At 72.5% G+C, this 11,663-nt stretch carries 8 protein-coding genes and 1 riboswitch; of the genes, 2 read left to right on the forward strand and 6 right to left on the reverse strand.

All coding sequences use genetic code 11. From position 1 onward, the window contains the following. Window position 1: 1 nt before the first annotated feature. Together AC07DS_RS05870 and AC07DS_RS05875 are read right to left on the reverse strand one after the other, a co-directional pair. On the reverse strand, window positions 2-973 hold the full coding sequence (locus tag AC07DS_RS05870; RefSeq protein WP_479143027.1) for a tellurite resistance/C4-dicarboxylate transporter family protein: 972 nt from the start codon (window positions 971-973) through the stop codon (window positions 2-4). A 104-nt stretch (window positions 974-1,077) separates the two neighbouring features. Then, entirely contained in the window at window positions 1,078-2,262 is a 1,185-nt protein-coding gene (locus tag AC07DS_RS05875) for a C40 family peptidase (RefSeq protein WP_479143029.1), read from the reverse strand. Window positions 2,263-2,270: 8 nt separating this feature from the next. Further along, window positions 2,271-2,417: riboswitch (cyclic di-AMP (ydaO/yuaA leader) on the reverse strand. 291 nt (window positions 2,418-2,708) lie between these two features. On the opposite strand from AC07DS_RS05875, the gene pcrA reads away from it, so the two are divergent. Beyond that, window positions 2,709-5,201, forward strand: a complete 2,493-nt coding sequence (pcrA, locus tag AC07DS_RS05880) for a DNA helicase PcrA (RefSeq protein WP_479143031.1) — start codon at window positions 2,709-2,711, stop codon at window positions 5,199-5,201. A gap of 49 nt (window positions 5,202-5,250) precedes the next feature. On the opposite strand, the gene AC07DS_RS05885 is transcribed toward pcrA, so the two are convergent. Further along, entirely contained in the window at window positions 5,251-6,741 is a 1,491-nt protein-coding gene (locus tag AC07DS_RS05885; protein WP_479143032.1) for a M23 family metallopeptidase, read from the reverse strand. Window positions 6,742-7,008: 267 nt separating this feature from the next. Further along, on the reverse strand, window positions 7,009-7,860 hold the full coding sequence (locus tag AC07DS_RS05890; protein ID WP_479143034.1) for an esterase/lipase family protein: 852 nt from the start codon (window positions 7,858-7,860) through the stop codon (window positions 7,009-7,011). A 225-nt stretch (window positions 7,861-8,085) separates the two neighbouring features. Between AC07DS_RS05890 and AC07DS_RS05895 the strand changes: the two genes are divergently transcribed. Then, window positions 8,086-8,508 (forward strand): coenzyme B12-dependent isobutyryl CoA mutase small subunit, encoded by a 423-nt coding sequence (locus AC07DS_RS05895; RefSeq protein WP_145879621.1) that lies wholly within the window; start codon window positions 8,086-8,088, stop codon window positions 8,506-8,508. Here the strand turns inward: AC07DS_RS05895 and AC07DS_RS05900 are convergent. Both AC07DS_RS05900 and AC07DS_RS05905 read right to left on the reverse strand, forming a co-directional pair. Next, the gene (locus AC07DS_RS05900) at window positions 8,484-10,148 is read right to left on the reverse strand and encodes a DUF5691 domain-containing protein (protein ID WP_479143035.1); all 1,665 of its coding nucleotides are present in this window, start codon (window positions 10,146-10,148) and stop codon (window positions 8,484-8,486) included. The two genes, AC07DS_RS05895 and AC07DS_RS05900, sit on opposite strands and share 25 nt — an antisense overlap. A 40-nt stretch (window positions 10,149-10,188) precedes the next feature. After that, window positions 10,189-11,550 carry an SWIM zinc finger family protein gene (locus AC07DS_RS05905; protein WP_479143037.1) on the reverse strand — a complete coding sequence of 454 codons (1,362 nt, stop codon included), beginning with the start codon at window positions 11,548-11,550 and terminating at the stop codon, window positions 10,189-10,191. Window positions 11,551-11,663: the final 113 nt, after the last annotated feature.

The raw sequence follows: 11,663 nt of genomic DNA on the forward strand, positions 1-11,663 counted from the left end.
CTCAGCGCCGTCCGCCGATCCCGGCGCGAGCCGCCGTGAGAGCCGCGCCGGCCGCGACCGCGAGCCACGCCGCCACCGCCACCCACATCAGCACCCGCCCCGGCCCCGTCAGCCGGCCGATGCCCAGGGCGGCCGCCACCGACAGCGTGGCCGCCCCGGTCATCCCCAGGGGGAACACCGTCGCCCAGCGCCGCATGTCGTAGTGCAGCCGCGGCCGGGCCGCCTCGGCGGCGAGCAGGACCACGTACCAGGCCAGGTCCAGGAAGAGCAGCGCCACCGTCACGTTCCGCAGCACGCCGCGGTCGTCGTCGTTCCACAGGTACAGCCGCGCGCTGTCGGCGGAGAGCAGCTTCGCCCCGGCCAGCGCCGAGATGGCGAGCGCCCCGCCCGCGATCCAGTGGTCCCCGGCCCCCTCGAGGACCTGTCGCGGATCGAAGCGCAGCAGGGCGAGGCCGTAGAACACCAGGCCCAGCCAGAACAGCACCAGCGCGGCGTGCGCGAGCCAGGCCGTCGTCTCCGCCGCGGCCAGCGTGGCCGCCAGTACCGCAAGCCCCTGTGTGGCCACGCAGGACAGGAACACCGCTCCCGGCATGCGCCGCTCCCAGTGCTGCACGACCAGGTACAGCAGCACCGGCCAGAGCACCACGGCCAGCGCCAGCGCCGCCTCGGCCAGGGTCTGCCGGCCGAGCGCCGAGAACCGGGTGCCGAGCACGGCCGTGGCGGCGACGGCGGTGAGCGAGCCCGGGCTGTGCGCCTCGGCCACCCAGCGCTCCGGCTGCGCCACCAGCCGTACGAGGAAGTCGGCGGCCAGCGCCACCCAGGCCAGGCAGGCCAGCCACAGGAAGACCCGGGACACCGTCTCGGCGCCCGTCAGATGCAGGCCCACCGAGACGATGCCGGTCGCCATGACGGCGGCACCCGCCGCCGGCGGACGCCCCGCCCACCACGTACGCAGAGCTGAGATGCCGGGCATGGGCCGATGCTAGGCAGCCGCGCGGGCGGGGCACGGAGGCCACGCGCGCGCGTGGCGCTCGAAACCTCGAAAAGGGGACGGCGGGGCCGGTCGGAGGAAGGGGGTCAGGCGGGGCGCACCACGCTGTGGATGATCGACTCGCCGCCGTAGTAGATCGACTCCTCGCGGACGTACGCGCCCGGCTTGGGGGCGTGGATCATCATGCCGTTGCCTATGTAGATGCCGACGTGGCTGATGTCGTCGTAGAAGAAGATCAGGTCGCCGGGCTTCGCGTCCGCGAGGGAGACCGTGGTGCCGACGTCGACCTGCGCGTAGGTGGTGCGCGGGAGCGAGACGCCGGCGGCCTTCCATGCGGCCTGGGTGAGGCCGGAGCAGTCGTACGAGCCGGGTCCGGTGGCGCCCCACACGTAGGGCTTCCCGATCTGGGCGCGGGCGAAGGCGATCGCCTTCTCGGCCTTGGTGGTGTACGTCCCGGAAGGCGTCGAAGAGCCTCCGGAGCCGGACGAGCCGCCGGACGTGGAGGAGCCGCCGGAGGTGGACGAGCCGCTCGCCTGCTGCGCCTGCTCCTTGGCCTTGGCCGCTGCCGCCTGCTGCTTGGCCAGCTCCGCGGCCTTGCGCGCGGCCTCCTCCTGCTTCTGCCGCTCGATCGCCGCCAGCCGGGCCTTCTCCTCGGCCGTCAGCTGGGACAGCAGCCTGCGCGCGGAGGCGAGCTTCTTCTGGACGGTGGCCTTGGCCGTCTGCAGTTCGTTCTGCGACTCGGACAGCGTCTGGAGGCTCCTGGCAGCCTCCTGCCGCTTCTTCATGGTCGCGGCCTGCTGGGTGACGTAGTCGTCGACGGCGCTCTTCTGCCGCGTGGTCAGCCGGTTCATCAGCTGGCTCTGGTCGAAGTAGTCCTGGGGACTGTCCGCGAGCAGGAAGGTGGCCGTGTCGGGCGTGGTCGCCCCGGTCCGGTACTGGGCGGCGGCGAACGTGCCCAGTTCCTCACGGGCCTTGTTCATCCGGGCGGTCCGCCGGGCGACCTCCTCGCGCAGACTGTCGATGTGGGTGCGCTGCTTGGTGGTCTGCTCCTTGGCGGCGTCGTACTTCTCGGTCGCCGACTCCGCCTGGCGGTAGAGGTCGTCGACCTTCTTCTCGACCTCCTCCAGGCTCGGCTTCCCGTCGGCCGGGGGAGCGGCGTCGGCCGTCTGGGACAGCACGGCCACGGAGGTGAGGGCGGCGGTGGCGAGGACTGGGGTGCGGAAACCTGCTCCGAGTGAGCCCGCGGGGCGCGACTTGCGGTGCGACGCCAAGGGAGGCGACTCCTTCCATGTGCCGCCTACCGGGTTAGCTGTCGGGTTCGGGCGCGTGCTCGGAAGGTTTGCCCTACGGCTCCTGTCCCGGGACGGGACGTGTGCCGATTCACCCCAAGGTCGGGTGGGTCCCCGGCTCCGGGCACCGTACGGGGGGTGCGCCGGACTCGACGGGGGCCGCGCGGATCGGCGACGTTCGCCGGAAGGGGGCGTGCGGCCCGCCCCGCAACCTAGCCAACTGGTGTGTCTCGTGTGAAGGTTGGTGCACGATATGTCCGATACATTTTCGTGACCTGAGTGTGGAATCGCTCCCGTGTCACAGGGTGATTCCGCTGCGTGAGGGCTTGTTCGGCCGTTCCGGGAGTGAAGGACCGGGTCCTTTCGAACCGGCCATGTTCCCGGGACGGCGGCAGGTTGTCGGTGCGGCGCCCTAGACTCGGAGAGCGATGAGCAGCCTCTTTGACGACAGCTTCCTGGCGGACCTCCAGGCCCCTCGCGGGCATGCGGAGGAGCCCCCGCCGCCGCCCGAGGACGATCACGCTCCGGAGCCGCTTCCGGACGATCTGTTCGGCGGGAAGTTCGATGTGCCGCCGGACCGGGACGTGCACTACCGCGACGGCGCCCCCCGCCCCGCGCTCGACGCGGCCGCGCTGCTGGAAGGGCTGAACGAGAACCAGCGCGCCGCTGTCGTGCACGCCGGCTCCCCGCTGCTCATCGTCGCCGGCGCTGGTTCCGGCAAGACCCGTGTGCTCACCCACCGCATCGCCCACCTGCTCGCCGAGCGGAACGTGCACCCGGGCCAGATCCTCGCGATCACCTTCACCAACAAGGCCGCGGGCGAGATGAAGGAGCGCGTCGAGCAGCTCGTCGGCCCGCGCGCGAACGCGATGTGGGTCATGACCTTCCACAGCGCGTGCGTACGCATCCTGCGGCGCGAGTCGAAGAAGCTCGGCTTCACGTCGAGCTTCTCCATCTACGACGCCGCCGACAGCAAGCGCCTGATGGCCCTGGTCTGCCGCGACCTGGACCTCGACCCCAAGCGCTTCCCGCCCAAGTCCTTCAGCGCCAAGATCAGCAACCTCAAGAACGAGCTGATCGACGAGGAGGACTTCGCCGCCCAGGCCGCCGACGGCTTCGAGAAGACCCTCGCCCAGGCCTACGCGCTCTACCAGTCGCGGCTGCGCGAGGCCAACGCGCTCGACTTCGACGACCTGATCATGACGACGGTCAACCTGCTGCGCGCCTTCCCGGACGTCGCCGAGCACTACCGCCGCCGCTTCCGGCACGTTCTGGTCGACGAGTACCAGGACACCAACCACGCCCAGTACGCGCTGGTGCGCGAGCTGGTCGGGACGGGCGAGCACGCCCCCGACGGCGTCGACACCCCGCCGAACGAGTACGACCTCCCGCCCGCCGAACTGTGCGTGGTGGGTGACGCGGACCAGTCGATCTACGCCTTCCGGGGCGCGACCATCCGCAACATCCTCCAGTTCGAGGAGGACTACCCGAACGCGACGACGATCCTGCTGGAGCAGAACTACCGCTCCACGCAGACCATCCTGTCCGCCGCCAACGCGGTCATCGAGCGCAACGAGTCCCGCCGCCCGAAGAACCTGTGGACCAACGCCGGCCAGGGTGCCCGGATCACCGGCTACGTCGCCGACACCGAGCACGACGAGGCCCAGTTCGTCGCCGACGAGATAGACCGCCTCACGGACGCGGGCCAGGCGAAGTCCGGTGACGTCGCCGTCTTCTACCGCACCAACGCCCAGTCCCGTGTCTTCGAAGAGGTCTTCATCCGCGTCGGCCTGCCCTACAAGGTCGTCGGCGGCGTCCGCTTCTACGAGCGCAAGGAGGTCCGGGACGTCCTGGCCTACCTGCGCGTTCTCGCCAACCCCGAGGACTCGGTGCCGCTGCGCCGCATCCTCAACGTCCCCAAGCGGGGCATCGGCGAGCGCGCCGAGGCGATGATCGACGCCCTCTCCCAGCGCGAGAAGATCAGCTTCCCGCAGGCCCTGAAGCGCGTGGACGAGGCGTACGGCATGGCCGCGCGGTCCACCAACGCGGTCAAGCGGTTCAACACGCTGATGGAGGACCTGCGCACGATCGTGGAGTCCGGTGCCGGACCGGCGACCGTCCTGGAGGCGGTGCTCGAACGCACCGGCTACCTGGCCGAGTTGCAGGCCTCGACCGACCCGCAGGACGAGACCCGCATCGAGAACCTCCAGGAACTCGCGGCCGTGGCCCTGGAGTTCGAGCAGGACCGCGGCGAGGGCGAGTCGGTGGCGCTGTCCGACTTCCTGGAGCAGGTCGCGCTGGTCGCCGACTCCGACCAGATCCCCGACGAGGACGAGGAAGGCTCCGGCGTCATCACCCTGATGACCCTGCACACCGCCAAGGGCCTGGAGTTCCCGGTCGTCTTCCTGACCGGCATGGAGGACGGCGTCTTCCCGCACATGCGCGCCCTCGGCCAGACCAAGGAGCTGGAGGAGGAGCGGCGGCTGGCGTACGTGGGCATCACACGCGCGCGAGAGCGGCTCTACCTCACCCGGTCCACGCTGCGCAGCGCCTGGGGCCAGCCGTCGTACAACCCGCCCTCCCGCTTCCTGGAGGAGATCCCGTCCGCCCATGTGGAGTGGAAGCGGACGGGAGCCGTCGCCCCGGTGTCCTCCGGTCCCGCCTCCGGGATCGCGGCCTCGCTGTCCTCGTCCCGCTCCCGCTCGTCGGCGGCGGGCGCGTCCGGGTTCGCCACCCGGCGGGCCTCCGACAGGCCGGCGGTGTCCCTGGCCGTCGGCGACCGGGTCACCCACGACCAGTTCGGGCTCGGCACGGTCGTCGCGGTGTCGGGCGTGGAGGACAAGGCCCAGGCGACGATCGACTTCGGGGACGGGAAGCCGAAGCGGCTGCTGCTGCGGTACGCGCCGGTGGAGAAGCTCTAGGGAGACGAGTGAGCCCCGCCGGATCGGCGGGGCTCGGTTCGTATCGGGCTCAGGTCGGGTCCAGACCGTGGCTGCGCAGCCACGGCAGGGGGTCTATGGCCGCCCCGCCCGCCGGGCGTACCTCGAAGTGCAGGTGCGGTCCGGTGGAGTTGCCCGAGTTGCCGGAGTAGGCGACCGGTTCGCCGGCCTTGACGGTCGTGCCGGAGGCGACGCGGTAGCTGGAGAGGTGGCAGTACCAGGTCTCCGTGCCGTCCTTCGCCGTCACGATCAGCATGTTGCCGTAGGCGCTGTTCCACTTCGTGGAGACGACGCCGTCGGTGGCGGACATGACCGTGGTGCCGTACGAGACCGGGAAGTCGATGCCCGTGTGCACGGACATCCAGTTCACGCCGGCCTGGCCGAAGTAGGCGCTGAGCCCGTGCTGGGTGACCGGCAGGGCGAACTTGGGACGCAGCCGCTCCTTGAGCGCGGCCTCCGCGGCCGCCTTCTTCTGCTGCAGTTCCTGCTGCGCCTTGAGGTCGATGCGCTCCTGCGTCCGGCTGGCCCGGTCGGCGAAGTCGTCGGCGCCGGCGGAGAGGGTGCGCAGCTGGGAGTCCAGCTTGCTGTTGGCGACGGACGGCTGCACCGCGTGCGCGTCCGAGGCGGTGGCGGTGGTGTCCTTGTTGTCGTCGGTCAGGCCGCCGACGGAGGCGGCGGCGATCCCGGCGACCCCCATCACACAGACCGAGGGCACGGCGACGGTCAGCAGCGCGGAGCGCTTGGGGGGCGTACGGCGCCGGGAACGCGCTGCGCTGCGGGAGCCCGCGCGGGTCGCCGGGGCCGGGGTGCTCTCTTCCTGGTCGTCGAGCAGGGACGGTACGGCGGGCAGCTCGCCCGTGTCGCCCGACCCGCCGTCCTCGGAAGGCAGTTCGGTGAACTCGCCGACGTGCTCGAAGGTGGCCGTGGCCTGCTGGTCGAACGGTTCGCCGACGTGCTCGAAGGTGGCCGTGGCCTGGTGGTCGAACGGTTCGGCAAGCTGCTCGTGCGGCGCGGCCGCGCCGTCGGAGTTCCACTGCGTCGCGTCGTACGCGCCCGTCTCGAACGACTGGGTGCCCCACTCCCACTGCTGGGTGGGGTCGGCGGCGGGCTGGCCGGGCTGGAGCCAGGCGGTCGCGTCCCACTGGCCGCTGATGTCGTTCCCGGTGGCCTGCGCCGGGACCGACCAGGCGCTGTTGTCGTACACGCCCGAGTCGTAGGCCGCGTGGTGCTGGGCCGCGTACGGGTCGTAGTTCAGGAACTGGCCGGTGCCGGTCTGCCACTGCGTGGTGTCGTACGCGCCGGTGTGCTGCTCGTTGCCCGGGAGGCCGCCGAAGAGCGGGTCGACGGCGAAGGATCCGGTACCGGTGGTGCCGCCCGTGAAACCTGTGGCGTCGTAGCCGCCGTACGTGGTGAGGTCGTCGTACTGGGCTTCCTGTGCCCCGTACTGCGCGTAATGCGCGGCGGAGGCGTCGGAGGCCGGGGCCGGGGTGGTCATGCTCCCCGACGGGTGACGGTCGTTCACCAACTTCTCTTTCGCCTCGACAACAGGGGCTGCCAGAGCAGTGCGGCGACTGTACCCGGCGGTACGCGGGCGCGACAATCTTCGGCCGGTTTCGCGTTGGCCGGAAACGGGCAATCAGCCGTGTTTTGGCGGACGGCGGGCACGAGTTTGGCCTTGTGTTCGAAGAGTGTTCGATGTCGGGTGACCGTGCGTCATCTGTGCACCGGCTGTGTCGCGCCCATGCCGTCGCCCTGGCCGACTGTCCGGCCGTCTGTCCCGCCGCCGCGCTCAGGCCACCGTCAGGCCGTCGCTGACCGGTTCCTCGGGGAGGGTGTCGTCGAGCGCGTCGCGTATCCCGGCCGCCACCGCGGGGTGCACCGGCAGTGCGAGATGCCCGATCCCGGTCACCCGGACGTTCAGGGCGTCCAGGTCGGGGTGCTCGATGCAGGCCGTCTCCAGCGGGTCCATCACCGAGTCGAGGTCGCTCCAGAAGCTGACGAACCGCGTCCGGCAGCCGGGTGCGGGCCGGGTCAGCTCCTCGATCACCTCCGAGCCGGGCCGCATCTGCCGCACGATCGGATGGGCGCTGGCCAGCGGTACGGCCCGGGTGCCGGAGTGCGGGGTACCCAGCGTGACCAGGGTGCGTACCCGCAGGTCACCGCCGAGGCACTGCACGTAGTAGCGGGCGATCAGCCCGCCGAGGCTGTGGCCCACGATGTCGACCTGGCCGTTTCCGGTGCGCTCGCAGATCTCCTCGACGTGCCGTCCCAGCAGCTCGGCGGCGGTGCGAATGTCGCAGGTCAGCGGGGAGTAGTTGAGCGATTCGACGCGCTGCCTGCCGTTGCGGACGAGGTTGCGGCGCAGCAGGACGAAGACCGAGCGGTTGTCGATGAAGCCGTGCAGCAGGACGACCGGCGGTCCGGGCCGGTCGGGAAGCCGTGTGGCGCCGTCCCCGCAGGGGAGCGCGGGGGAGCGGCGCTCCTGGGTGAGGCCGGTCGGATACAGCAGCAGGTGGCCGGCCAGGATCGCGGCCTCGAGTGCGGTCGCCTTGAGGAGGGTCATGGACAGCTCGACCAGTCTGCCGGGCCACAGGCGCCGGTAGAGCGGGAGGAAGAGTGGCAGTACCCCGGTGACCTTCATGGGCCGACCTCCTGTCGGCGCACGGAGAGACGACTCGATCCCCCGTGCGCCCTCATGTCCCACCGTGTGATTTCCCCCTCGCTGCGCACCGTAAAACCGCCGGTTGCGGGATGCTGGAGATAACGTTCGTTCACTTCCCGACGGGTGGCGGAACGTGCCAGATATGCGGTACTTGTCGGTACGGACGGAAGCGGCCGCTTCCGTGGTCGCTTGATGGAGGCAGTGATGGGTGTGGCAGCCGGTCCGATCCGCGTGGTGGTCGCCAAGCCGGGGCTCGACGGCCACGACCGTGGGGCCAAGGTCATCGCGCGGGCGCTGCGCGACGCCGGTATGGAGGTCATCTACACCGGGCTTCACCAGACGCCGGAACAGATCGTCGACACCGCCATCCAGGAGGACGCCGACGCGATCGGTCTGTCCATCCTCTCGGGCGCCCACAACACCCTCTTCGCCGCCGTCATCGACCTCCTCAAGGAGCGCGACGCCGCGGACATCCTCGTCTTCGGCGGCGGCATCATCCCGGAGGAGGACATCCCGCCGCTGAAGGAGAAGGGGGTCGCGGCGATCTTCACGCCCGGCGCGACCACCACGACGATCGTGGAGTGGGTCCGGGAGAACGTGCGTCAGCCGGCCGCGTCCGGGGGCTGAGCCCCGACGCCGGACAGGCCGCCTCCGCTCAACTCCGCGGCCATCGCCGCCCGCAACCGCAGCGTGCTCGCCAGCCGCTGGAACGCCTCCGCCCAGTAGCCCCCGGCGCCGGGCGAGGCGTCCTCGCGCTCGTCGGGTACCGCCAGCAGGCCGTCCAGACGGGCGGCCTCGGCCGGGTCCAGGCAGCGCTCGGCCAGCCCCATCACCCCGCTGAAGCTCCAGGGGTAACTGCCCGCGTCCCGGGCGATGTCGAGGGCGTCCACCACGGCCCGGCCGAGCGGGGCGCCCCAGGGGACGTCGCACACCCCGAGCAGCTGGAACGCCTCGGACAGGCCGTGGGTCGCGATGAATCCCGCCACCCACTCGGCCCGCTCCCCGTCCTCCAGCGTGGCCAGCAGCTTCGCGCGCTCCCCCAGGGACACCGCCCCGGGCCCGCCGGCCTCCGGCGCCGACGGCACCCCGAGCAGCGCCCTCGACCACGCGGCATCCCGCTGCCGCACCGCCGCCCGGCACCAGGCCGCGTGCAGTTCGCCCTGCCAGCCGTCGGCCACCGGCAGCGCCACGATCTGCTCCGGGGTACGTCCGCCCAGCCGGCCCGGCCAGGTGCCGAGCGGTGCCGCCTCCACCAACTGGCCCAGCCACCAGGACCGTTCGCCTCGGCCCGTGGGGGGCTTGGCCGTCACACCGTCCCGCTCCATGCCAGGGTCGCACTCGGGGGGCGCCTCCACGACGATCGTGGGCCTGTTCCCCGTGTGGTCGACGGCCACGCAGGCGGTGGCCCGCACCGCCATCCGCCCGGCGAGCGCCGAGCCCGGCAGCGCGGACAGCAGCTCCGCCGCCGTCGCCCGGACGTTGCGGCTGCGATCCCCCAGGGCCTGCTCGAGGAACGGCTCGTCCTCGGCGGACAGGCCCGTGCGCAGCGCGTCGAGGAACATCAGCCGGTCCTCGGCCCGCTCCGTCGCCCAGGTCGCGCTCAGCAGCTCCCGGGCGGGTCCTGGCGTGCGGGCGCGCAGGGCTGACAGCAGGGCGACCCGCTCGGCGAACAGGCCCTCCTGCCACAGCCGTTGCACCGCCTCGGCGTCCTCGGGGCCGGGCAGCGTCGCTCCGCCGCCCGGTGCCGAGCGCAGGGCGAACCGCCAGTCCGGGTTCAGCCGGGCCAGCCACAGGGCCCGCGGCCCGGCGAACGCCAGCGCCGCCGGCCGCAGGTCCGTACGGCCCCGGGCGGCGTCCAGCAGCGCGGGCAGCGCCTGCGGGGGTGCCGCGTACCCGTGGGCGTTGGCAGCCGCGAGCCACTGCGGAAGCAACTCCATGAGGTCCGGTGCGCTGCCCCGCCTGCCACCGCCCCCGGAACGGTCGGCCAGCAGCATCGCGAGCCTGCGCGCGGCAGCGGCGGGCAGCGGCGGACGCCGGTCCTCGGCAGCGGGCTCCGGCCGCGGCGCGGCCGGCCCGGGCCGCAGCCCCGCCCGCCGCCGCAGGGTGGCCAGCGCGGCGGCGTCCAGCAGGGCCACGGGTGCCTCCCGCCCGGGCACGGCCTGCGCCGGAGGGCGCCGGTCGGTGCCGAGGAGGGCGGTGGTGACGAGGTCCTCCCAGGAGGCTGGGGGCAGCGCCTGACCGGCCGTCGCGGTCGAGGTTGAGTGCATCACGTTCCCTTCTCTTCGTGTCCCTGGGTGGCCGGGCAGGTCAGCACAGCGTCACGGGGGCGCCCGGGCCCTCGGGCCAGGCCGTCAGCGGGGTGAAGCCGCGATGGCCGCACTCGCCGAAGACCTTGACGGGGGCGCCGCCGGAGAGGGCGGCCAGGCGCCACAGGCCGGGGCGGGAGCCGGCGGACGGGGTGAGCGGGAGCGCCGAGTCCCCTTCGGCGTCGGCCAGTTGCCAGGAGCCCGCTTCGGTGTCCGGCGTCGGAATGACGCGGTCCAGCGTGACCGGGACCGACTCCAGCCACGGGTCCTCGCGCAGGGCGTCGCCGTAGCGGGCCGCCGCCTCGGCCGTGCTCACGCCCGGCGGGCGCAGTGCGACGGGCGCGGGCGGGGCGTGCTGCTCGCCCAGGGCCGCCCGCAGCTGTCCGGCGCCGGGGAACACGGACAGCTCGGCCTCCACTGCCAGACCGACGGGCAGGGACAGTTCCGGTGCCCTCCCGGCCGCGCCGTAGGAGAGGAGCAGCCGGGTGCGGCCCGACTCGGCGCCGTGGAGCCAGATCCGGCGCGTCGTCAGCTTCGGGTCGACCGTGTCGTACTGGGCGAGGACCAGCCAGCGGTCGCGCACCGGTGGGCCGTCCGCCGAGGCGGGCAGGCCGAGCCGGGAGTGGACCGTCGCCGCGAGGGAGTCCGGCAGCCGGTCGCGGCGCAGCCAGCCCTGGTCGAGGAGATGCAGCAGAGCGCACTCCTCCAGCAGGCGCGCGGGCCAGCCCGGACCGGAGGCGGGCACCGCTCCCAACTCTCTTGCACGAGAAGCGAGTCCGGGGGCCTGTGCGTCGACCATGCGGGCCGCCGTCTCGTCCCACATCCCGTATCCCGCCTGTTCGGCCGAGGCCAGGCCGCCGCGCAGCAGGTCCGCGAGGCGCTGCTCCAGCTCCGTCGCGCCCGCCGTGACCCGCTCGGCCCGGCGCTCCGCCCGGCGCCGCGCCGCGTCCGGGTCAGCGGACCCGGACGCGGAACTCCCGTCGCCCTCCGTCCGTTTGCTCTCCGCGCGCCTGCGTCTGTCCGAGAGCCACTGCTCGGCCCACTCCGGCGGCTCGGCCGCCGCCGGCACCGCGCCGTCCCCCTCCGCCCACAGCAGAAGCAGCCCGAGCGCGTGCTTGCACGGGAACTTCCGGCTCGGGCAACTGCACTTGTACGCGGGCCCGGTGGCGCCCGCGAAGTCCACCACCGTCTGGTACGGCCTGCTGCCGCTCCCCTTGCACAGCCCCCACACCGTCCCCTCTCCGCTGCCCGACCCGGACCACGGTCCGGCCGTGCCCAGCTTGCTTCCCGCCTTGCGTGACGCGGCGTCAGGCGCCAGTGCCAGCACCTGCTCCGCGGTCCAGCGCACCCCCTGCTCAGTCATGCCACCGACGGTAGATCCCGCCACTGACAATCGGCCCTGCGAGAGCGTTTGCGCAGGTCGGGGCGATTGTCAGTGGCGTGGTGCACGGTGGATGCCAGATCCGAACCGGCCGA

Source organism: Streptomyces sp. NPDC044064 (genome assembly GCF_056434245.1).